Below are 20,547 nucleotides of genomic sequence, written 5' to 3' on the forward strand. Positions count from 1 at the left end.
CCGCCCAGGGGGTTGACAGTGCAGTGCCCCACGCCCGATCGTTGCGCAGGTGATGACGACAGAAAGCACCGACGAAGCCCGCGAACCGTCCAGGGACGACGCACCCTCCGATGTGGCGATCGCGACGATTTCCGACGCAGATGCCGGTGAGGTGCTCACGCTGCAGAGAGCGGCCTTCGTCTCGGAAGCGCAGATCTACGGCTCCGCCGACATGCCGCCCCTCACGCAGACGCTGGCCGAGGTCGAAGCCGAACTGCGCTCGGGCGACGGGTTGACGGCCCGTCTGAACGGTCGGCTCGTGGGCGCGATCCGGTACGTCGAAGACGACGGCGTGCTGCTGATCGGCCGCATCGCCATCGCGCCGGACATGCAGGGCGAAGGCATCGGCCGCACTCTGCTGGAGGCCGCAGAGCAGTCGTCGTCTGCTCGAGTCGCCGAGCTGTTCACAGGCAGCCTGAGCGAGGCGAACATCCGCCTGTACGAGGCCTGCGGCTACCGCGAAGCCGAACGTGTGCCGCAGGGAGACGGCACGGATCAGGTGTTCCTGAGAAAACCTCTGCATCAGGTGGGAGACCCCTCCGAACCGGGCGCGTCGGGTTGAAACGCATCGGCGGGTGAGGAATCGTGGCCCGGACACGTCGCACCCGCGCCGTGACCGCAACCGGAAGGAGAGTCTCGTGCTCACCCTCACCGATAACGCCACCGCAATCGTGAACACCCTCGTCAGCCGTCAGACCGACGCCACCGACGCAGGGCTCCGCATTCACTCCACCCCTGCTCCCGGGCCCGACGGCGGAGCGCGCCTCGCCGTCCTGGTCACTCCCGACCCCGAACCCGCCGACCAGGTGGTCGAGGTCTCGGGTACGCGTCTCTTCCTCGATGAGACCGCCGCCGCGGCCCTCGACGACAAGATCCTCGATGCCGGCGTCGACGACGAGGGCTCGGTGTCCTTCGCCGTCCTCCCGAAGGTCGCCTGAACAAGACTCCCCGGATGCCGCGGCTCATCGAGCCGCGGCATCCGTGCGTCCGGAGCACCCGGCTCGCGTAAGTTAGACGGAGAGCCGCGATCGTCGCCGCTCCAGAAGGACCGTTCCCCCGCATGAAGTTGGCACTGCTCCGCCGGTACGTCGTCCTCGCCGACACGCTGCACTTCCCCCGTGCCGCGAAGGAGCTGGGGATTCCACTCGCCTCGCTCTACACCTCACTCGACAAGCTGGAGGCCGAGGTCGGCCACACGCTCATCAACCGCGAAGGGACGCCGCGTCTGACGAGCGTCGGCGAGCTGTTCCTCGAAGAGGCCCGCGCGACGGTCGCCGCCGCTCCGCCGCCCGCTCCGAAGACGGTTGCGCCGGCCGGCGGAAAAGCGAAGGCGTCGAAGGGCAAGGGCCGAGCACCCATCGTGAAGGGTCAGCCGAAGCCCTACAAGAAGCGCCAGGGTCGCTGAAAGCCAGGGCCGCTGAAGGACAGGGCCGCTGAGCGTCAGATCCGGCTGAGCATCAGAGCTCGCTGACCTGGCCGGCCTCGACGGCCCATCGACGGTTCGTCTGCACGGCGTCGAGCATGCGGCGGTCGTGGGTGACGAGAAGCAGAGTGCCCGTGTACGACTCGAGTGCCTGCTCGAGCTGCTCGATCGCAGGCAGGTCGAGGTGGTTCGTCGGCTCATCGAGCACCAGCAGATTGACGCCGCGCGCCTGCAGAAGCGCCAGGGCCGCGCGCGTGCGCTCCCCCGGAGACAGTCCGCCGACCGGTCTGGTGACATGGTCCGCCTTCAACCCGAACTTCGCGAGCAGCGTGCGCACCTCGGCTGACGCCATCTCGGGCACCAACCCCTCGAACGTGTCGGCGAGGGGCGCATCGCCGACCAGCAGCGAGCGAGCCTGGTCGATCTCGCCGATCTGCACGCTGCTGCCGAGCGCCGACGAGCCTTCGACCGGCTGCTGTCGTCCGAGCAGTCCGCGGAGCAGGGTCGACTTGCCGGCGCCGTTCGGGCCGGTGATGCCGATGCGGTCGCCCGCATCGATCTGGACGGACACCGGGCCCAGCGCGAAGTCACCCTGTCGGAACACCGCTGAGTTCAGCGTCGAGACGACGGTACTCGAGCGCGGCGCCGAACCGATGGTGAACTCCAGCTGCCACTCCTTGCGCGGCTCCTCGACCTCGTCGAGGCGAGCGATGCGGCTCTCCATCTGGCGCACCTTCTGCGCCTGCTTCTCACTCGACTCCATCGATGCCTTGCGCTTGATCTTGTCGTTGTCCGGCGTCTTCTTCATCGCGTTGCGCACGCCCTGGCTCGACCACTCGCGCTGCGTACGGGCACGGGCGACCAGGTCCGCCTTCTTCTCGGCGAACTCGTCGTACTTCTCGCGCAGGTGACGACGTACGACAGCACGCTCCTCGAGGTACGCGTCGTAGCCGCCGCCGTAGACACGATGGGAGTTCTGCGCGAGGTCGAGCTCGAGCACGCGCGTCACGCTGCGCGCCAGGAACTCCCGGTCATGGCTGACGAGCACCACGCCGCCTCGAAGCCCTCGCACGAAGGACTCCAGCCGATCGAGGCCGTCGAGGTCGAGGTCGTTGGTCGGCTCGTCGAGGAAGACGATGTCGAAGCGCGAGAGCAGCAGGGCGGCGAGTCCGACGCGGGCAGCCTGGCCGCCGGAGAGGCCTGTCATCGGCGCATCCGCTGCGACACCGCCGCCGCTCGGCAGACCGAGATCGGCCAGCACTGCCGGGATGCGCTCGTCGAGGTCGGCGGCACCGCTCGCGAGCCAGCGATCGAGCGCGACCGAGTAGGTGTCGGCGGGATCCGTGCCCGCCGGTGCGAGGGAAGGATCGCCCAGCGCGGCTGCGGCCGCATCCATCTCCCGCGTCGCGTCGGCACATCCCGTTCGGCGCGCGATGTACTCGGCGACCGTCTCACCCTCGATGCGCTCATGCTCCTGCGGAAGCCAGCCGACGAAGGCGTCGATCGGGGCGAGCGAGACGCTGCCGTCAGCGGGTGGGAGCACACCCGCGAGGATCCGGAGCAGGGTGGACTTGCCCGCTCCGTTGGCGCCGACCACGCCGATGACATCTCCGGGTGCGACCGTCAGATCGAGGCCCTCGAAGAGGATGCGGTGCCCGTAGCCACCTGCGAGGTTCTGGGCGACGAGCGTTGCGGTCATCAGACCAGTCTGTCAGGTGCGGGACGCTGCGACTGCGCGGGTACGGCTCAGAACACGACCTGATCGTGGGTGGCGAGAGCGAAGTCCTGCCCCGGATACCGCAGCCCTGAGAAGTACATGTTCGTGTGCGCGACGATCTGCTCACCCGAGATCGGCACGCCGTCCCATTCGGTGTCGACGGTGGTGTGCGCGTCGCTCACAAGGGTGACGTCGTACCCCTCGGCCGCCGCGCGCTGCATCGTGGTGCGCACGCAGAAATCCGACTGCGCGCCGATGATCACGAGTCGTGTCGCGCCGAGTTCGTCGAGTGTCTGTCGCAGGTCCGTGCCGGCGAACGAATCCCGGTAGCTCTTGCGCACCAGCGGCTCGCCCTCGGCACGCTGCAGCGGGGCCGCGAGCTCCCACTCGGGTGTGCCCACTCCGACGGGGTCGTGGTGCACCCAGACGACGGGAGCATCAGCAGTGCGGGCACGCGCCACGAGTCCTGCGGCGCGAGCGAGAACGCCCTGTTCGTCGAAGCATCCCGGCATCACGCCTGCCTGCAGATCGATCGCGAGGACGACAGTGCGCTCGGGCGACCGCACCGGAGTCAGTCCCAGTCCAGGTACTCCTCGATGATCACACCGGTCTCGATCGGGTGATGCATCGGGAACAGGTGATCGCCGGCGATGGACTTGATGCTCGAGCGGTCGGGGATCGTCGCGTGGAGCGCCTCGGCGTTCGTCGCCGGGGTGTCGGTGTCTTCTGTCCCCTGCACGATCAGCACCGGAATCGCAGGGGCGACCGCGATGTCGACGTCTTCGACCCCCAGCAGCAGCAGACCGTTCGCGCGCTCCGTGTGGGCCGCGACCAGAGCACGAGCGATGGTTCCACCGAAGCCGTGTCCCCCGACCCAGGTGTCGTCGATGCCGACGTGGTCGATCACCGCGATGACATCGTCGACGCGCTCGTCGAGCGTGGCCTCACCGGCACGGTGACCGATGCGCAGCACGTGGAAACCTGCCTCCTCGGCGAGGTAGTGCGCGGCGACGCCCAGCACATCGGCGGCGAGCCCCTGCTCCTGTATCAGCACGAGCTTGACCGGCCCGTCGCCCTCATCCGCGAACGGGATGGCGCGGCCCTCGGGCTCGAAGATCTGGGTCTCGGTCATGGGCGTGGTTCTCCTCGTGCCGTCGCGGTGGTGGAGAGGCGGGCGAGCTCACGAGATGAGCACGGCGGCGCCTCGGCATCCAGCGTATCCCGCCACTGCGGGCGAACGTGCCGCGGGCTCCGGTCCGCCCTCGCCGGAACCGGCCGGGCCGGGTCAGTCGCTCACGCCCTCTTCTGCGAGGTAGGCGTCGAGGAGTTCGCGTGCGTCGATCACCGCGAACGAACCGCAGTCGTACATGGGCCGGAACGTGCCGGGGTTCGACGGGTTCGCGAGATAGGTCAGACCGTCGACCTCGGCGAGTTTGCGCCCGAGATCCTCCGCCGCGCTCTCATCCCACGACGTCGAGTGGAAGCACACGTCGAACGAGGTGATGTCCCGCGCGGAGAGAAGCGTATCGGCCTCGCGGATCGCAAGCCCGATTTCGACAGGCTCGAACGCATCGGTCCGCGGCACGAGATTCACCGCCACGTGCTGGCACAGGCCCCCACAGGTCTTCGAGTCCGCAGTGAGCGTGGCCTCGAGCGACGGCTGCGCCTCGGTCACGGCGATCGACATCTCTGCGAGCTCATCGGCGGTGAGGTTCTGCGGGATGCCGAGAATCGAGCACCCGGCAAGAGCCCAGACGAGACCTATGAGTCCGAGGACCGCGACCGCACGACGGGGCGAGTGCATCACGCGGCGCGCCGGCACGCACGACCGTCATCCGGAATGCGCACTGTGGTCCCCGAGGTCAGGCTTCGCGCGCAAGGCGTCGGCGATCTCCTCCTCCGGTCGCGGCGCGACGGTCTCGTCGAGTTCGAGTTCCGGGACTGACGGCTCGTCCGGGGCGGGTATGTGCTCGTGGTGGTCAGACATGACGAATCCTTCGGTCGGCGACACGCACAGCGTACGCCGCTACAGGTGCCGTTTCAGTCCGACATGGGCGGTCTGGTATCCGAGTCGGGCGTAGAAGGCGCGCGTTCGATCCCGCGCCTCGTCGGTGGTGACCTGAGCCAATCGCGCCCCGCGCGCGCGGCCGAACTCGTGGGCCCACTCCAGCATCGCCGCGCCCAGGCCCTGTGATCTCTCCCCTGCCGCGACTCGCAGTCCCTCGATCTGCAGTCGGGTCGAGCCACCGCGGGAGAGGCCCGGGATCACGGTCAGCTGCATGGTGGCGACGATGCGGTCGGCGCCGTCGCGGACGACCCCCAGGTAGTGGGATCCGTCTCGAGCGACCGCGCGGAACGCCGATTCATATCGCTCGAGCTCGACGCCCTCACGGTCCGCGCCGAACTGATCATCGAACAGCAGCGCTGCGATGTCCTCGATGTCATCGCGGCTCGCTCGTTCGATCCGGTAGGTCCGACCTGCCGCATGCAACCGCCCTCGCACCGAGGCCCGCGCGTCAGCCTGCAACCTGGCGACGAGCAGATCGAGCCATCCGCCGACGTTGACGCGAGCCTCAGTCGTGTCGGGATAACGGCATCTCAGATGCAGACCCGATTCATCCAGGATGAACCACAGCATGACGCCGTCGGTGGCAGTCGCCGCGCCGACGTACTGGGCGTCGAGCCCGACCGAGTCGATCCGCACCGGCAGCCTGCGCAGGTCCAGCCACGAGATCGCGAACATTCCGGGAGCCACGGGCATGTCGCCCCACGGAGCCAGTACGTCTGCGAGCGGCCATGCGCCCAGTTGCACCGCCTCTCTCACCGCGGACGCCGCCGCGTGAGGTTCGGCGAGGTCTGACTCGAGCACCGAGTTGGTGATGAACCACCCGACCGAGTCATGCCAGTCGTCATCGAAGCGGCTGTGCACGGGAAACACGGCGCGCAGCGGGGCATCCGCCAACTCGCGGGTCACCGCGGTCATCGCGACCACTGCACGAGCGAGGGTCGAGACGCCGTCGTCTCGGGCCTGCGCGGCGAACGCCGCGGCGTCGTCGACATCGAACACATCGCGCACTTCCACGCGCTCACGATGGTGCTCGGGAGCACCCAGCGACAGCGGGAACCGGGGCATCACGCCACCGCTCTCCTCGATGATGTCTCCCCATCGCCGGCGCACACGATCCGGTGCAGCATCCCGATCCAGCAGCGCCTGCGTGTGTTCGACGAAGGCAGGTGCCGGCCGCGGTACCGGCGTCATCCCCGCGCTCCTCGCGTCGAGCGCAGACAGCAGGTCGCGCGCGATCACCAGCATCGACCACATGTCGACGTGCGCGTGGTCGGCTGCGATCACGACCGTGAGCCCGGCGGCAGTCTCCAGCACACACAGGCGGTGGGAGGGACGACGGTACGGCGAACACGCCTCGTCGAGGATGTCCCGCAACGCGTCGTTGACAGCCTGGCCAGGTCCCACCTCGTGCTCGACCCAGTGTCCGGGGCCGATCTCGATCTCGTGAAGCGCCGGATCGCCATCAGCACCGGGCACGAACGCCGTCCTCAGTGTGCCGTGACGGGCGATGACTGCCAGCCAGGCATCGGCGATCGATTCGCGACGAGTCGGTGCGGGCAAGCGGAAGGAGAGCGCCATCCAGGAGCCTGGTCGGTCGCCGGCCCCGACATGGAGTCGCTGATCGAACGACACGGGGAGGCGACGCCCGGGTTCAGACGCGCTCACGTCGTACCCCCAGAGCCGTCCGAACGGGAGGCGGAGGTGCGTGACGTTGGTCAGTCGCATGCGCAGTACCTTATCGCTCCCGGATAACCTGAAAACTCCACGACCGCCCGACCCGACGCGGCCGGTCGCCGATCGAGGAGACTGATGCCCACTCTCGAGGTTCCCGGAGCCGAGCTGGCTGTGGCCCTGAGCGATGAAGGTGGTCACCCGGTCGTTCAGCTGCATGGCCTCACCTCGAGCCGGGCTCGAGACCGGGTGCTCAATCTCGACCTCGGCCGAGGTCTCAGCGGGACTCGACTACTGCGATACGACGCACGCGGCCACGGCCGATCGACGGGGCGGAAGGTCCCCGCGGACTATCGCTGGGAGAACCTCGCAGAGGATCTTCTGCGTGTACTCGACCGCTGGTTCCCGGGCGAAGCCGTCCACGGGGTGGGCCCCTCGATGGGCGCCGCGACTCTCCTGCACGCGGCATCACTCGACGCGGACCGCTTCGCCGGGCTCACCCTCATGGTGCCGCCCACGGCGTGGGAGACCAGAGCCGATCAGGCCGCGATCTACCGAACGGCGGCTGCGCTCATCGAGTCCGACGGCATAAAAGGATTCCTCGCGGGCACGCGCGGCACACCGCCACCGGCCACCGTCGGCGCGCCGGATACCTCACCTGATGTCGCCGACGCTCTCCTGCCGTCATTGCTTCGAGGCGCCGGGCTCAGCGACCTGCCCTCGCCGGAGAACGTCGCACGCATCGAGGTGCCGACGACGATCCTGGCCTGGATCGACGATCCCGGGCATCCTCTTTCCACCGCGGAACGCCTCGCCGCACTGCTCCCCCACGCGACCCTGACGATCGCCCGCACCCCGGAAGATGTCGAAGACTGGCCCGAGGTCTTGCGACAGGACGTCGAGCGTCACGGCTAGATCGGCTGTTCACGCCGAGTTCGCTCGCGACTCGATCTCATCGCTATCGTCGCCCGCCGATGTCACGATCTCCGTGATGGGTGGGGGTCCGCCGCTATCGCCGTCTCGTGTCCGCGCCGTCGACGCGGTGATATCTTCATGCCGTGAGACCAGAGTTCGGGGATGCCGCAGATGCGACTTTCGTCGTGACCATCGTCGTGGACATGCCGATCACGAAGCTCCATGCGCTGGACGTCATAGCCTTCGCGGCGGACAGCGCCATACGAGACGCACGCACCTCGTCACCACGCGTGCCGCTTTCGCCCGACGCCTGGGCAGAGGTGCAGATACCGCGTTTTGCCGATCCGCCCCCGATCGCCATCGACGTCTGCTCTGACGCAGGCGTCGAAGTCGCTCGCGCTGCCGCCGAGCGCCTTGAGGAGGCATTGGTGCAGGTCGGCTGGACCGTGCGTGCTCGACGTAGCGACGAGACCTGATACCCGATCTGCGGCGTTGCACCGGCCGCCTTCCGATCTCCTCGCCCCTCGGGCAGGACCCCGCTCAGTTGTTGAAGCGGAACTCCACGACGTCGCCGTCCTGCATGACGTAATCCTTGCCCTCGAGGCGTGCCTTGCCCTTCGAACGGGCTTCGACGACGGAGCCGGTCTCGACGAGGTCGTCGAACGACACGATCTCGGCCTTGATGAAGCCCTTCTCGAAGTCGGTGTGGATGACTCCTGCGGCCTGCGGAGCCTTCGAGCCCTTGGGGATCGTCCAGGCGCGAGCCTCCTTGGGACCTGCGGTGAGGTACGTCTGCAGACCGAGGGTGTCGAAGCCGATGCGGGCGAGCTGGTCGAGGCCCGACTCGTCCTGTCCGGTCGAGGCGAGAAGCTCGGCGGCATCCTCGGGGTCGAGGTCGATCAGCTCGGATTCGATCTTCGCATCGAGGAAGATCGCCTTGGCCGGGGCGACGAGAGCAGCGAGCTCAGCCTTGCGGGCGTCATCCGTGAGCACCGCTTCGTCGACGTTGAAGACGAAGATGACCGGCTTGGACGTCAGCAGTCCCAGCTCGCGGATCGGCGTCAGGTCGATGCCCGCGACCGACAGAAGCACGCCGCGCTCCAGAGCATCCTTCGCGGCGACAGCCGTCTCGAGCACGACCGGCTCGATCTTCTTGCCGCGTACTTCCTTCTCGTAGCGGGTGATCGCCCTGTCGACCGTCTCGAGGTCGGCGAGCATCAGCTCCGCGTTGATGGTCTCCATGTCGGAGGCCGGGTTGACGGCCCCGTCCACGTGCACGACGTCATCGTCGGCGAAGCCGCGGACGACCTGCGCGATGGCATCCGCCTCGCGGATGTTCGCGAGGAACTTGTTGCCGAGGCCTTCACCCTCACTCGCACCGCGCACGATGCCGGCGATGTCGACGAACGACACGGCGGCGGGCAGGATGCGCTCGCTGCCGAAGATCTCGGCGAGCTTCTCGAGACGCGGATCGGGCAGGTTCACCACCCCGACGTTCGGCTCGATCGTCGCGAACGGATAGTTCGCCGCGAGCACGTCGTTCTTGGTCAGAGCGTTGAAGAGGGTGGACTTGCCGACATTGGGCAGGCCGACGATTCCGATAGTGAGAGCCACGGGGGTCGAGTCTACCGGCCCCGACTGCCGCTCTCCTGCGCGACCAGCGCGAGGATCTCCCGCAGCGAGCGGCACTCGTGGTGCGGCACGTCGGTGCGTGGCGGCGTTTCGGCCTCGCGATTGACCCAGACCGCGTTCATTCCGACACTCGCCGCTCCGACGATGTCGGCGGCGAAACTGTCGCCGACGTGCGCGGCCTGCGCAGCCGGAATGCCCAGCAGATCGAGCGCATGCCGGAAGATCTCCGGCTCGGGCTTGACGACGCCGAGGTCACCCGACGCGATCACGACGTCGAAGCGGTCGTCGATCCCCGCGGCAACGAGCTTGGCCCGCTGCGATTCGGCGGGCCCGTTCGTGATGAGGCCCAGGGGCATCCGATCCGCTCGCAGGGCATCGAGCACCTCGAGCGACTCCTCGAAGAGCGTGAAGGTCGCTCTCTCCTCGCGGACATGGATCTCGACGGCTTCGTCCACGAGCGCCGGGTCGTCCTGCCCGAAACGCTCCAGGGTGCGCTGCCAGATGTCTCGCGGCAGCGCATCGCGGGAGAGCTCTCCGCGCATCCACCGCTCGCCCTGATCGGCCCAGCAGTCGCGCCAGGCGGAGGTGTTGGCGGCGAGGATGCCCTCGGCCGACAGCCCATGCCGCTGCGCCAGCGTCACGGCGGTGCGCTGCACCGCTTCGCCCGCCCCTTCGCGCACCAGCGTTCCGTCGAGGTCGAAGAAGACGGCCGCGAGGGGCTCACTCATCGCGCACGGCGCGGAAGGCATGGGTGACGTAGGGAAGATCGATCGTGCCGTCGGCGAGCCCGAGCTCGTCGAAGAGCTGATCCATTCTCCGGAGGATCTCCGTTCGTTCCTCCGGCGGTGCCGTGATGAGGTAGCTGCGCGACAGTGCCATCTGGCGCAGCTGCGCTCTCGCCATCGGGCGATTCCATTCCCAGCGCTCGGTTTCGAGCCGCGCGAACGGCGGCTCCACACGGGGACCGCCGGAGCCGGGGCCGTTGATCATGTTCTCCGCGGAGCTGCTGTGCATGACGTCCGTGAGCCGACGCACCCAGTCCGCACGCTCATCGCGGATGTTCCAGATGAGACCGAGCACCCCTCCGGGGCGCACGACGCGACCGAGTTCCGTCGACGCGGCGATCGGGTCGACCCAGTGCCACGCCTGTCCGAGCACGGCCGCGTCGACGCTCGCGTCGGGCAAGGGCATGCGTTCGGCGGATCCTTGGATGGTCGGGACTCCGGGAACGCTCCGTCGGAGCGCCTCGAGCATCTCGGGATCGGGATCGACGGCGACGACCTCGGCGCCCGGAGCGTGCGCGACGACGCGGGTGAGCTTGCCGGTCCCGGCGCCGACGTCGACGATGCGGCGTGACCCTGCAGGCATCGGTTCGAGCATCCACGCGACGGCTTCGAAGGGGTACTCAGGCCTGCCGGCCTCATAGTTCGCGGCTTCGGCGCCGAACGATGTCGCCTGGTCTGCACTCATATGGCCAGCCTACGGCGCGTCCTCCGCACGCGGCCGGAACACCGGGAGAGAGTGTACAGGTGCCTCTGGATTTCACCGCCATCGACTTCGAGACGGCGAATTCCAGCCCCGCCTCGGCGTGCTCCGTCGGACTGGTGCGAGTGCGCGACGGCCAGGTCGTCGCCACTGCAGGCTGGCTGATCAGACCTCCCGCCGGTCATGACGAGTTCCAGGAGTGGAACACACGCATCCACGGCATCCGTGCGCAGGACGTGCTCACGGCCGCGTCCTGGGTCGACCAGTTCGACCGTCTGTGCGCCTTCGCCGGCGCTGATGTGCTCGTCGCGCACAACGCCGGGTTTGACCTCAACGTTCTGCGCCGCGCATCCGAGGCCACGGGTGGCGACTGCCCTCCGTATCGCTCACTGTGCAGCCTGCAGGTGGCACGCAAGACCTATGAGCTCGATTCCTATCGCCTCCCCAAGGCGGCCGAGGCTGCGGGGTTCACCGGCTTCTCTCATCACGACGCCCTCGCGGATGCTCTCGCCTGCGCGCACATCGTCATCGACGCCGCCCGTCGAGTCGATGCGTCGGACCTGTTCGAGCTCGCCGACTCGCTGAGCATCCGGGTGACGGATCCCGTGGTCGCCACGCCGGAGCGCGCGGTCGCCTGAGCGCACCTCCCGCGGATGTCCGTGGCCCCGGGCATCATGGAGCACATGGATGCTCTGACGATCGCTCTTCTTCTGGCTGCGCTGGTGGTCGGCGCCGCCGCGGGGTGGTTCCTGCGCGCGGGGCGCGGGGCGGCTGATCTGGCCCGCGCACAGGCCGAACTCGCGGCCGCACGTGACGATCGCGACAGGCAGTACGACCTGTATCGCGACGCTGTGGAGCACGCACGACACGAACAGCGTGCCGAGGCCCAGCGCGTACAGCAGCAGAACGCCGTGCTCACGGCTCTGGCTCCCGTGCGCGAGAGCCTTCAACACATGCAGCAGAAGGTCGCGGCGATCGAGCAGGAGCGTCATGCGCAGTTCGGCTCTCTCGCCGAGCAGCTCAGACGGGCGCAGGAGTCCGACGAGGCGCTGCGCGCGACGACCGAGTCGCTGGCCGGCGCCCTTCGTTCCACCGCGACCCGCGGCGTGTGGGGAGAGACCCAGCTGCGCCGAGTGGTCGAAGCGGCAGGCCTGACCCGCCACGTCGATTTCGACCTGCAGACGACGATCTCGTCGGACCGCGGCCAGGGGCGCCCCGACATGGTCGTACGGCTGGCGGGTGGCACGTCGATCGCAGTCGATGCCAAGGTTCCGCTCGACGCCTACCTCGAGGCTTCCGCGCTGCCGATCGGCGACGCATACGAGAGTCAGCGGCGGGCGCACATGCAGAAGCATGTGAAGGCCGTGCGCGCGCACATCGACGCTCTGGCCAAGAAGGCGTACTGGACCGGACTCGACGCGAGCCCCGAGTTCGTCATCTGCTTCCTGCCGAGCGAGTCGCTGCTCGCCGCCGCGATCGACGAAGACCCGACCCTGCTCGACTACGCCTTCGGCAGGCGCGTCGCTCTCGCCTCACCGGTCAATCTCTGGGCCGTGCTGAAGACGGTGGCCTACACCTGGACACAGCAGGAGGTGTCCACCGAGGCACGATCGCTCCTGAACCTGGGCACGCAGCTGTACGACCGGCTCGGCGTCCTCGCAGGTCACGCTGACGATCTTCGACGGGCACTGGAGCGTACGGTCGACAGTTACAACCGATTCGCAGGGTCACTCGAGAGTCGTGTGCTCGTCACTGCACGGCAGTTCCCGGGGATCGACCCTTCCGCGCTCGACGCCGCGCCGTCTGCGATCACGGCGCAGACGCGTCGATTCACGTCAGCCGAACTCGTCGACACAGACTCCAGAATCGACACCGAATCCGACCATGCGTCGGCAGCACCGCCGGATGACGAGGCGGCACCACTGCACGCCGACGTCGGAGACGTGCGCTCCCGCCTGGAGGCCGACGACTGATCAGGCGATGCCGGGAACACCGCTGAGCAGGAGGATCACCAGACCGCTCGTCACCACGAACGCCCCGACCATCCACCACGCGCTCAGCTCGTGCCCCTCGGCGCGACGAACGCGGAACAGAACGTCGGCACGACGGGCAGGGTCGGCGATCGCAGGCGAGGCTGCTGCGGGCGCGACCGGCGTTCCGGTCGAGAGCGGCACGCCTGCTTCATCGACGTTGACCCGCAGGATGCGGCCGGTGGCCGTGGTCACGATCTTGGTCGGCGCGGCTGTGGAGCCACTCGTGTGCTGCGTTGTCATCGGTCTGCCCTCCTGTGCCTGCGGTGCCTGGCGGCTCCGTCGACGGCGACAAATCCAGTGACAATTGTGACACGTGCGGCCGGAGAAGCAGGGCGCACCGCTGCGCACAGCGGTACCGGGTCGATAACGATGCCCCTCGCGGCCTCAGCGAGAGGAGGTCAGAGCCACTTCGAGACGAGGTGCTCCGATGCGATCCTGCGCAGCGTTCCGGAAGCGCCGCGCAGCACGACGCTCTCGGTGTAGATGTACCCGCCCTCGCGGCGCACACCGTCGACGAGCTGGCCGTCAGTGACGCCGGTCGCGACGAAGATCGTGTTGTCTCCACGCACGAGATCGCCCGCCTCGTAGACCCTGTCCATGTCGAGTCCGGCATCGATGCCGCGCTGGCGCTCGTCATCGTCGCGGGGCCAGAGGCGACCCTGGATGTGACCGCCGAGAGCCTTGATCGCACACGCGGTCACGATGCCCTCGGGGCTGCCGCCCACCCCGACGCACATGTCGGTGCGAGCCCCGTGCCGTGCCGCGTTGATGCCTCCGGCGACGTCGCCGTCACTCATGAGACGCGTTCCTGCGCCGGCATCCCGGATCTCCTGGATCAGCTTCTCGTGCCGCGGCCGGTTGAGCACCGAGACCACGATCTCATCGACGGGCTTGCCGAGCGCGCCGGCGAGCTTGCGGATGTTCTCGCCGACCGGCAGACGGATGTCGACCACCCCGACGCCCGCGGGGCCCGTCACGAGCTTGTCCATGTAGAAGACGCTGGAGGCGTCGAGCATCGATCCTCGGTCGGACACCGCGATCACGGAAAGGGCGTTCTGTCGGCCCGCCGCAGTGAGCGATGTGCCGTCGATCGGGTCGACCGCGATGTCGCACTGCGGCCCGGTGCCGGTGCCCACGACCTCGCCGTTGAAGAGCATCGGGGCGTTGTCCTTCTCGCCCTCGCCGATCACGACCCGCCCCTGGAACGCGACGGTGCCGAGGAAGGCGCGCATCGCGTCGACCGCCGCGCCGTCGGCGGCCTCCTTCGCTCCGCGGCCGATGAAGGGCACGGCACGGATCGCAGCCGCTTCGGTCGCACGCACCAGCTCCATTGCGAGATTTCGGTCAGGATGCAGGGGGCTCAGATCGGCCGTAAGACTCACCATGCGGTCAGCCTAGCCACGAGAGGTGTTCGATCGACCACTTTTCAGGCCGTGCTGGGTGAAGGAATCGCAATTCTTAACGTGAGAGTATGCGAGGCTCAGCGCGGAGTCCGGTCGGCCAGCATCGACCCACGCTCCCCGATAGAGTGACAGCTGTCCCGGCTTCACCTATCGCAGGAGTTCTCATGCCCGTCGCCACCCCGGATCAGTACGCCGAAATGCTCGACCGCGCGAAGGCCGGCGGCTTCGCGTATCCCGCATTCAACGTCTCGAGCTCGCAGACGATCAACTCCGTCCTGCAGGGTCTCACCGAGGCCGGCTCCGACGGCATCATCCAGGTCACCACCGGTGGCGCCGACTACTTCGCCGGCCACACCGTCAAGGCCCGCGCGACCGGTGCCCTTGCATTCGCGCGCTACGCGACCGAGGTCGCCAAGAACTACCCCGTCACGGTCGCGCTTCACACCGATCACTGCCCGAAGGACGCCCTCGCCGGCTTCGTCGAGCCGCTCATCGCCGCCTCCGAAGAAGAGGTCAAGGCCGGTCGCAACCCGATCTTCCAGTCGCACATGTGGGACGGCTCGGCTGTGCCGCTCGCCGAGAACATCGAGATCGCCAAGGATCTCCTCCCCCGCATGAAGAACATCAACGCCATCCTCGAGGTCGAGATCGGCGTCGTCGGCGGCGAGGAGGACGGCGTCGCGCACGAGGGCTCGAATGACGCCCTCTACACGACGTTCGCGGACGTCGACCAGGCTGTTCAGGCACTCGGCCTGGGCGAGCAGGGTCGCTACATCGCCGCGCTCACCTTCGGCAACGTGCACGGCGTGTACAAGCCGGGCGGCGTGAAGCTGCGCCCCGAACTGCTCGGCGACATCCAGCAGCAGGTCGCCGCGAAGTACAACACCGGCGCGAAGCCGCTCGACCTCGTCTTCCACGGTGGGTCCGGCTCGACCGACGACGAGATCGCCCTCGCCGTCGCGAACGGTGTGATCAAGATGAACATCGACACCGACACGCAGTACGCGTACACCCGCGCGATCGCCGACTACATGTTCAAGAACTACGACGGCGTGCTGAAGGTCGACGGCGAGGTCGGCAACAAGAAGCAGTACGACCCGCGCGCCTGGGGCAAGGTCGCCGAGACCGCCATGGCAGCCCGCGTGGTCGAGTCGACTCGCCAGCTCGGCTCGTACGGCCAGTCGAAGAGCTGATCTGATCCTCAATGCGAAGGAGCCCCTGACCCGTGGGTCAGGGGCTCCTTCGCATTCACTGCGTCACTGCAGCGCGGAAGAGGTCAGGAACTCGACGAACGCCGGGTCGCCCATCATCGGAACCGCGACGCAGATCGACGCGATGATCATCGTCGCGAACGCACCGGCGATCGGCACCCACCAGGTGACCTTTCCGCTGCGAAGCCTGCGGATGGAGAGGTACGCGGTCATCGACCATCCGACCGCGAGCACGATCGCGGCGATCGTGCCCCAGAGGCGGCCCTGCGCGTAGTTCGTGAACTCGCCGTCGATACCGAGAACAGTCATGACCTCGTTCATCGCCGTCGAGAAGTCGAGGTACGACAGGCCGGTCATGACGACGTTCACGAGACCGTAGGCCAGAAGAGCGATCGTGACGAACCGGTCGACGGGACGGCTCGTCCGTACCGCGCCCCGCGGAGACGTCGAAGGCTGCGTCGGAGCTGCCTGGATGCTCTCGGGAGCCACCTCCGCGATCGGCGGCAGCCCTGCTGCCCTGCGCTGCTCCTCGAGTGTCGCGATCTCGCCGTACTGGGGCCGTTGATCCGTCATTCCAGCATGCTAGTCGGATCGGCGGTGGGGGCTTCTCAGGAAGACAGCCCGAAACTGATGGCGGCCCCGGAGAAGTGGGGACTCCTCGGGGCCGCGGATGACAGTGCTGGGGACACTCGCCGTCCAAGTGAGCGATGAACGCTGGGGACGTTCACTCGCCGGTAGCGCCGTTCGCACTGACGACTACTCTTCAACGATAGGAAACCGGGGCCGCGGTCGCCAGATCCCATTCTTCAGATAATGAACAGCGGTCAGATATCGCCCTGGGCGCCAGACCCCTCGCCGATCAGGGCGTCCGCACCCAGCTGCAGGGATAGACGTCGAGCGGTCTGCTGGAGCGTGGAGACGAGTGCGCCGTCGAGCGCCGCGCTGTCGGCGGGAAGCGAGATCGCGAGCGACGCCGTGACGCCCGGCGCGATCACCGGCACAGCGACGCAGGAGTTCCCGATCGAGTACTCCTCCCGATCCACGGCGAACCCCTGCGAGTGCTCGAGGTGAGTCAGCAGCGTGCGCCTGTCGCTGATCGTCCGGGGAGTCAGCTCCTCGAGCCGGTGTCGGGAGAGGTAGTCGAGTCGTTCGTCACATGCGAGGTCGGTGAGGATCTGCTTGCCGAGAGCCGTTGCATGGGCGCTGGAGTCCATGCCGACCCAGAGATCGATCCGAGGACTGCGGGCCGCATCGACGATGTCGACGAGGTGCATCTCACCGTCGCTGTATCGCGAGAGGTATGCGGTGGCACCCACCTCTTCTGTGACATCCCGCAGAGCAGCACGTACCCGAGCGAGGAAGACACCTCGCGAGTCGACGCTCGTCCGGAACGTCGGAAACCGCGCGCCGAGAACCAGACCGTCGGGTTCGTTGGCGAGGTACCCCTCGTGGATCAGGGTGCGGATCAGGTTGTAGGTCGTCCCCGGGGTGAGGCCGGTGATCGCAGCCAGAGTCTTGACCGGCAGTGGGCGCGCCGAGTTGGCGACGATGTCGACGAGCCGCAGCGCGCGCTGCACACTGCCGATGAGAGTGGGTTCCGCCTCGGCGGCGGGCACTGTCAGGCGCTTCCGCCGGAGGTGCGGCCTCCCAGTGCGCGGGCATCCCGCTGGCCCGACGAGTCCTGACGCAGTTCCTTCGGGAGAGAGAACATCAGGTCCTCCTCGGCCGTCTTGACCTCTTCGACATCCTCGTACCCGGCGCCTGCGAGCGCATCGAGCACCTCGCGCACGAGCACCTCAGGGACGGATGCTCCACTGGTGACGCCGACCGTCGCGACGCCGTCGAGCCACTCCTGCTTGACCTCTTCGGCGTAATCGACGCGGTAGGCGGCCTTGGCGCCGTACTCGAGCGCGACCTCGACCAGGCGCACGCTGTTCGAGGAGTTCGACGATCCGACGACGATGACGAGGTCGGCGTTCGCCGCGACCTTCTTGATCGCGACCTGCCGATTCTGCGTCGCGTAGCAGATGTCATCCGACGGCGGATTGTGCATCTCGGGGAAGCGAGCGCGGAGTCGGTTGACGGTCTCCATCGTCTCGTCGACCGAGAGCGTCGTCTGGGAGAGCCAGACGACCTTCGACGGATCCTTGACCTGCACGGTGTCAGCCTCGTCGGGAGAGTTCACGATGGTCACATGCTCCGGGGCCTCACCAGCCGTCCCCTCGACCTCTTCGTGTCCCTCGTGGCCGATCAGGAGGATCTCGAAGTCGTCGCGGGCGAAGCGCACCGCTTCGCGGTGGACTTTGGTGACGAGCGGGCACGTCGCGTCGATCGCATGCAGGCCTCGCTCGGAAGCGGCATCGACGACAGCAGGCGAGACACCGTGGGCGCTGAAGACGACGTGCGCTCCCTCGGGAACCTCGTCGACCTCTTCGACGAAGATCGCGCCCTTCTCCTCGAGCTCGGTCACCACGTGGATGTTGTGCACGATCTGCTTGCGCACGTAGACCGGTGCACCGTAGCGCTCGAGCGCCTTCTCGACCGCGACCACGGCTCGATCGACGCCCGCGCAGTAACCGCGCGGAGCGGCGAGGAGAACACGCTTGTGTCCGACGACCGGGTTATCCTGAAGCCGCCCGGTCGCCGCACGCACTCGTGGGACACGCGGGGCAGGGAGATGTACGACAGTCGAGGTCACTCCAGAATTCTACTGCCGACAACCTGAGCAGGAGCGGAAGGTGCACTGAACGGATGACGGTCTTCGAAGCGTCGACACGCCCCGGCGAGACGCCACCGGCCGATGCGGTCGCTCCACGCGACTCCTCCGCCGACGCTCCGACCTCGGTCGCCCGACTGAACGGAACCATCCGCGACTTCGTCGCCCGGTGGAACACGGTGTGGGTCGAAGGCGAGATCACGTCGTGGAACGTCCGCGGCGGCAACATCTTCGCCCGCCTCAAAGACACGCGCTCCGACGCGCAGATCTCGATCCGGATCTGGTCGAGCGTCCGCCCTCGGATTCCCGGCGATCTGGCCGTCGGCGACCACGTCGTCGCCGCGGTCAAGGCGGACTACTTCGTCAAGGCCGGCGACTTCAGCTTCACGGTGTCGGCGATGAAGCACGTCGGGCTCGGCGATCAGCTCGAGCGACTGGAGAAGCTCCGGCTCCAACTCCGCCAGGAAGGCCTCTTCGACGCCTCGCGCAAGAAGCGTCTCCCGTTCCTGCCCCACGTGATCGGACTGATCACGGGCGAGCGCTCGGATGCGGAGAAAGACGTGCACCGCAACGCGGAGCTGCGCTGGCCGCAGGTGAGATTCCGTACCGAGTACGCCGCTGTGCAGGGCGATCGCTGCGTACCCGACACCCTCGCCGCTCTGGCCCGGCTCGACGCGGATCCTGATGTCGACGTCATCATCATCGCGCGGGGCGGCGGTGACCCGCAGACCCTGCTCGGCTTCAGCGACGAGCGGCTCGTGAGAGCTGTCGCAGCGGCATCGACTCCGGTCGTCAGCGCGATCGGGCACGAGAACGATCATCCTCTGCTCGACGACGTCGCAGACCTCCGGGCCTCGACGCCGACGGATGCCGCCAAACGAGTGGTGCCCGATGTCAGCGAACAGCGCGCCCTCATCGCTCAGCTGCGCTCCCGCGCGACCACCAGGCTCACCCAGAGGCTGTCGCACGACATCGCCCAGCTGGAGCAGCTGCGCTCCCGTCCCGCGCTGCGCTCCCCCGATCCGATCATCGAATCGCGATCCCAGGACATCTGGCTGCTGGTCTCCCGGGGGCGCGACTCCCTCGCGCGGCAGCACGAGGCGGCCGGCCGCACGACCAGTGAGCTGCGAGCGTCGCTGCGCGCCCTCTCGCCCGCGGCCACCCTCGCTCGCGGATATGCGATCGCGCACCTCGACGGCGGTGTGATCCTTCGCGATGCGGCCGACGCACCGGCCGGCAGCGCCCTCACCATCACCGTCGACCGAGGCTCGGTGGCTGTCCGTTCCGAAGGCGAGATCGCCGAGGGAGCTGCCGCCCGCTCCGCATGAGCACCCCGCCTGCACCGCGTAGGATGGAGGGGTGAGTGCGCTGAACGACACCCCTGTGGACACGCTGTCGTTCGAGGCCGCTCGCGACGAGCTCGTGAAGGTCGTGTCCGAGCTCGAACAGGGCTCGCCGACGCTCGAACAGTCGCTCGCCCTGTGGGAGCGGGGAGAGGCTCTCGCCGCCCGCTGCGAAGAATGGCTCCTCGGCGCGAAGCGTCGCCTCGAGGCCGCACGTGCTGCGGCATCCGACAACTCTGACGAGGCGGAGTCATGAACAAGCCTGCGCCCATCGTCGCCGAGCTCGGGCGCCCGGAGACCCCCGAGGAGACCGCCGCACGCAAGGCCGCGTCCAGCAAGGCGTACCGCTCGAGCCAGACGGTTCGCAGTCTGGTCGCCGCTCTGATCGTCACCCTCGCCATCGTGATGGTGATCGTGTTCGCCGTGCCGCGGGGCGAGCCCGCGAGCGCTCCGACGGTCGACATGGTCGGCATCGCGAGCGACGTCGAGTCCACCGTCGACAGTCCGGTCATCGTGCCCGATCTCGGCGATTTCTGGCGGGTGAACGTCGCCAAGCTCACCACCGGCGCTCCACTCGTATGGGACCTGACCCTCGCACCCTCAGCCGAGGACGAGCGGGGATTCATCAAGATCGCGCAGGCTTTCGACTCCGATTCGTCGTGGGCACCGCAGCGTCTCAACGGCACGGCACCCACCGACACGACCTCGATCGGCGGTCTGGAGTGGGATGTCTACGAGCTGGGCGATGCCGGGGCGAAGCAGAACATCACGCATGCGATCGGCACCCAGGCGGGTGACGACTACCTGCTTCTCTACGGTTCGCGCTCGGCCGACTCCACTGCCGAGCTCGCCGAGTCCCTCGTCCCCCAGATCCGCGAACTCTCGGAGTAG

At 67.9% G+C, this 20,547-nt stretch carries 25 protein-coding genes; 11 read left to right on the plus strand and 14 right to left on the minus strand.

Annotated features, from left to right (window positions below):
- The first annotated feature begins 52 nt into the window (after positions 1-52).
- From IXW21_RS13515 to IXW21_RS13525, 3 genes are all read left to right on the plus strand, one after another.
- Positions 53-601 carry a GNAT family N-acetyltransferase gene (locus IXW21_RS13515; protein ID WP_194764848.1) on the plus strand — a complete coding sequence of 183 codons (549 nt, stop codon included), beginning with the start codon at positions 53-55 and terminating at the stop codon, positions 599-601.
- 76 nt (positions 602-677) lie between these two features.
- Positions 678-977, plus strand: a complete 300-nt coding sequence (locus IXW21_RS13520; protein ID WP_194764772.1) for a Fe-S cluster assembly protein HesB — start codon at positions 678-680, stop codon at positions 975-977.
- 122 nt (positions 978-1,099) lie between these two features.
- A complete protein-coding gene (locus IXW21_RS13525; RefSeq protein ID WP_194764773.1) occupies positions 1,100-1,444 on the plus strand; it encodes a LysR family transcriptional regulator in 345 nt (114 codons plus the stop codon).
- A 52-nt stretch (positions 1,445-1,496) separates the two neighbouring features.
- Here IXW21_RS13525 and IXW21_RS13530 read toward each other — a convergent pair whose 3' ends face one another.
- The 6 genes from IXW21_RS13530 to IXW21_RS13555 all read right to left on the minus strand — a co-directional run bounded on the left by IXW21_RS13530 (position 1,497) and on the right by IXW21_RS13555 (position 6,972).
- A complete protein-coding gene (locus IXW21_RS13530) occupies positions 1,497-3,161 on the minus strand; it encodes an ABC-F family ATP-binding cassette domain-containing protein (protein ID WP_194764774.1) in 1,665 nt (554 codons plus the stop codon).
- Positions 3,162-3,208: 47 nt separating this feature from the next.
- Complete coding sequence (locus tag IXW21_RS13535; protein WP_323742254.1) at positions 3,209-3,745, minus strand: cysteine hydrolase family protein; 537 nt, start codon at positions 3,743-3,745, stop codon at positions 3,209-3,211.
- A gap of 5 nt (positions 3,746-3,750) precedes the next feature.
- Complete coding sequence (locus tag IXW21_RS13540) at positions 3,751-4,311, minus strand: alpha/beta fold hydrolase (RefSeq protein WP_194764775.1); 561 nt, start codon at positions 4,309-4,311, stop codon at positions 3,751-3,753.
- A gap of 153 nt (positions 4,312-4,464) precedes the next feature.
- Positions 4,465-4,986, minus strand: a complete 522-nt coding sequence (locus tag IXW21_RS13545; protein ID WP_194764776.1) for a hypothetical protein — start codon at positions 4,984-4,986, stop codon at positions 4,465-4,467.
- Positions 4,987-5,010: 24 nt separating this feature from the next.
- Positions 5,011-5,166, minus strand: coding sequence for a hypothetical protein (locus IXW21_RS13550; RefSeq protein ID WP_194764777.1), 156 nt, complete (start codon positions 5,164-5,166; stop codon positions 5,011-5,013).
- Positions 5,167-5,205: 39 nt separating this feature from the next.
- Positions 5,206-6,972 (minus strand): GNAT family N-acetyltransferase, encoded by a 1,767-nt coding sequence (locus tag IXW21_RS13555; RefSeq protein ID WP_194764778.1) that lies wholly within the window; start codon positions 6,970-6,972, stop codon positions 5,206-5,208.
- Positions 6,973-7,056: 84 nt separating this feature from the next.
- On the opposite strand from IXW21_RS13555, the gene IXW21_RS13560 reads away from it, so the two are divergent.
- Both IXW21_RS13560 and IXW21_RS13565 read left to right on the plus strand, forming a co-directional pair.
- Positions 7,057-7,833 (plus strand): alpha/beta fold hydrolase, encoded by a 777-nt coding sequence (locus IXW21_RS13560; protein ID WP_194764779.1) that lies wholly within the window; start codon positions 7,057-7,059, stop codon positions 7,831-7,833.
- Between the two features lie 185 nt (positions 7,834-8,018).
- Entirely contained in the window at positions 8,019-8,309 is a 291-nt protein-coding gene (locus IXW21_RS13565; protein WP_323742255.1) for a hypothetical protein, read from the plus strand.
- 64 nt (positions 8,310-8,373) lie between these two features.
- Here IXW21_RS13565 and ychF read toward each other — a convergent pair whose 3' ends face one another.
- From ychF to IXW21_RS13580, 3 genes are read right to left on the minus strand one after another with little or no spacing between them, the layout of a single operon-like run.
- Complete coding sequence (ychF, locus tag IXW21_RS13570) at positions 8,374-9,447, minus strand: redox-regulated ATPase YchF (RefSeq protein ID WP_194764780.1); 1,074 nt, start codon at positions 9,445-9,447, stop codon at positions 8,374-8,376.
- 11 nt (positions 9,448-9,458) lie between these two features.
- Positions 9,459-10,193 carry an HAD family hydrolase gene (locus IXW21_RS13575; protein WP_194764781.1) on the minus strand — a complete coding sequence of 245 codons (735 nt, stop codon included), beginning with the start codon at positions 10,191-10,193 and terminating at the stop codon, positions 9,459-9,461.
- Positions 10,186-10,935: a class I SAM-dependent methyltransferase gene (locus tag IXW21_RS13580; RefSeq protein WP_194764782.1), complete on the minus strand. Its 750-nt coding sequence runs from the start codon at positions 10,933-10,935 to the stop codon at positions 10,186-10,188. Before IXW21_RS13580 ends, IXW21_RS13575 begins: the two co-directional genes overlap by 8 nt.
- A 59-nt stretch (positions 10,936-10,994) precedes the next feature.
- Between IXW21_RS13580 and IXW21_RS13585 the strand changes: the two genes are divergently transcribed.
- A complete protein-coding gene (locus tag IXW21_RS13585) occupies positions 10,995-11,588 on the plus strand; it encodes an exonuclease domain-containing protein (RefSeq protein WP_194764783.1) in 594 nt (197 codons plus the stop codon).
- Positions 11,589-11,633: 45 nt separating this feature from the next.
- Complete coding sequence (locus IXW21_RS13590; protein ID WP_194764784.1) at positions 11,634-12,923, plus strand: DNA recombination protein RmuC; 1,290 nt, start codon at positions 11,634-11,636, stop codon at positions 12,921-12,923.
- Here the strand turns inward: IXW21_RS13590 and IXW21_RS13595 are convergent, their stop codons facing one another.
- Together IXW21_RS13595 and glpX are read right to left on the minus strand one after the other, a co-directional pair.
- Entirely contained in the window at positions 12,924-13,223 is a 300-nt protein-coding gene (locus tag IXW21_RS13595) for a hypothetical protein (RefSeq protein WP_194764785.1), read from the minus strand. It abuts the gene before it with no gap.
- A 158-nt stretch (positions 13,224-13,381) separates the two neighbouring features.
- Positions 13,382-14,368 (minus strand): class II fructose-bisphosphatase, encoded by a 987-nt coding sequence (glpX, locus tag IXW21_RS13600; protein WP_194764786.1) that lies wholly within the window; start codon positions 14,366-14,368, stop codon positions 13,382-13,384.
- Positions 14,369-14,550: 182 nt separating this feature from the next.
- On the opposite strand from glpX, the gene fbaA reads away from it, so the two are divergent.
- Positions 14,551-15,579, plus strand: a complete 1,029-nt coding sequence (gene fbaA / locus IXW21_RS13605; RefSeq protein WP_194764787.1) for a class II fructose-bisphosphate aldolase — start codon at positions 14,551-14,553, stop codon at positions 15,577-15,579.
- 63 nt (positions 15,580-15,642) lie between these two features.
- Here fbaA and IXW21_RS13610 read toward each other — a convergent pair whose 3' ends face one another.
- From IXW21_RS13610 to IXW21_RS13620, 3 genes are all read right to left on the minus strand, one after another.
- Positions 15,643-16,170 carry a DUF6264 family protein gene (locus tag IXW21_RS13610; RefSeq protein ID WP_194764788.1) on the minus strand — a complete coding sequence of 176 codons (528 nt, stop codon included), beginning with the start codon at positions 16,168-16,170 and terminating at the stop codon, positions 15,643-15,645.
- A 251-nt stretch (positions 16,171-16,421) separates the two neighbouring features.
- A complete protein-coding gene (locus IXW21_RS13615; protein WP_194764789.1) occupies positions 16,422-17,213 on the minus strand; it encodes an IclR family transcriptional regulator in 792 nt (263 codons plus the stop codon).
- A gap of 2 nt (positions 17,214-17,215) precedes the next feature.
- A complete protein-coding gene (locus IXW21_RS13620; protein WP_194764790.1) occupies positions 17,216-18,295 on the minus strand; it encodes a 4-hydroxy-3-methylbut-2-enyl diphosphate reductase in 1,080 nt (359 codons plus the stop codon).
- A 53-nt stretch (positions 18,296-18,348) separates the two neighbouring features.
- On the opposite strand from IXW21_RS13620, the gene xseA reads away from it, so the two are divergent.
- From xseA to IXW21_RS13635, 3 genes are read left to right on the plus strand one after another with little or no spacing between them, the layout of a single operon-like run.
- On the plus strand, positions 18,349-19,641 hold the full coding sequence (xseA, locus tag IXW21_RS13625) for an exodeoxyribonuclease VII large subunit (RefSeq protein ID WP_194764791.1): 1,293 nt from the start codon (positions 18,349-18,351) through the stop codon (positions 19,639-19,641).
- Between the two features lie 31 nt (positions 19,642-19,672).
- Positions 19,673-19,912: an exodeoxyribonuclease VII small subunit gene (locus IXW21_RS13630; RefSeq protein WP_194764792.1), complete on the plus strand. Its 240-nt coding sequence runs from the start codon at positions 19,673-19,675 to the stop codon at positions 19,910-19,912.
- A complete protein-coding gene (locus tag IXW21_RS13635; protein ID WP_194764793.1) occupies positions 19,909-20,547 on the plus strand; it encodes a DUF4245 family protein in 639 nt (212 codons plus the stop codon). The genes IXW21_RS13630 and IXW21_RS13635 overlap by 4 nt, the downstream gene beginning before the upstream one ends.

The sequence above is a fragment of the Microbacterium sp. UFMG61 genome (genome assembly GCF_015354505.1).
In the GTDB taxonomy this organism is placed as follows: domain Bacteria; phylum Actinomycetota; class Actinomycetes; order Actinomycetales; family Microbacteriaceae; genus Microbacterium.

Bases quoted from the DNA above. Each gene is read 5' to 3' on its own strand.
- IXW21_RS13560 (WP_194764779.1), top strand. From the start codon at position 7,057: ATGCCCACTCTCGAGGTTCCCGGAGCCGAGCTGGCTGTGGCCCTGAGC.
- IXW21_RS13550 (WP_194764777.1), bottom strand. From the start codon at position 5,166: ATGTCTGACCACCACGAGCACATACCCGCCCCGGACGAGCCGTCAGTC.
- IXW21_RS13595 (WP_194764785.1), bottom strand. From the start codon at position 13,223: ATGACAACGCAGCACACGAGTGGCTCCACAGCCGCGCCGACCAAGATC.
- fbaA (WP_194764787.1), top strand. From the start codon at position 14,551: ATGCCCGTCGCCACCCCGGATCAGTACGCCGAAATGCTCGACCGCGCG.
- xseA (WP_194764791.1), top strand. From the start codon at position 18,349: ATGACGGTCTTCGAAGCGTCGACACGCCCCGGCGAGACGCCACCGGCC.
- IXW21_RS13530 (WP_194764774.1), bottom strand. From the start codon at position 3,161: ATGACCGCAACGCTCGTCGCCCAGAACCTCGCAGGTGGCTACGGGCAC.
- IXW21_RS13635 (WP_194764793.1), top strand. From the start codon at position 19,909: ATGAACAAGCCTGCGCCCATCGTCGCCGAGCTCGGGCGCCCGGAGACC.
- IXW21_RS13575 (WP_194764781.1), bottom strand. From the start codon at position 10,193: ATGAGTGAGCCCCTCGCGGCCGTCTTCTTCGACCTCGACGGAACGCTG.
- IXW21_RS13590 (WP_194764784.1), top strand. From the start codon at position 11,634: ATGGATGCTCTGACGATCGCTCTTCTTCTGGCTGCGCTGGTGGTCGGC.
- IXW21_RS13540 (WP_194764775.1), bottom strand. From the start codon at position 4,311: ATGACCGAGACCCAGATCTTCGAGCCCGAGGGCCGCGCCATCCCGTTC.
- glpX (WP_194764786.1), bottom strand. From the start codon at position 14,368: ATGGTGAGTCTTACGGCCGATCTGAGCCCCCTGCATCCTGACCGAAAT.
- IXW21_RS13515 (WP_194764848.1), top strand. From the start codon at position 53: ATGACGACAGAAAGCACCGACGAAGCCCGCGAACCGTCCAGGGACGAC.
- IXW21_RS13580 (WP_194764782.1), bottom strand. From the start codon at position 10,935: ATGAGTGCAGACCAGGCGACATCGTTCGGCGCCGAAGCCGCGAACTAT.
- IXW21_RS13555 (WP_194764778.1), bottom strand. From the start codon at position 6,972: ATGCGACTGACCAACGTCACGCACCTCCGCCTCCCGTTCGGACGGCTC.
- IXW21_RS13525 (WP_194764773.1), top strand. From the start codon at position 1,100: ATGAAGTTGGCACTGCTCCGCCGGTACGTCGTCCTCGCCGACACGCTG.
- IXW21_RS13610 (WP_194764788.1), bottom strand. From the start codon at position 16,170: ATGACGGATCAACGGCCCCAGTACGGCGAGATCGCGACACTCGAGGAG.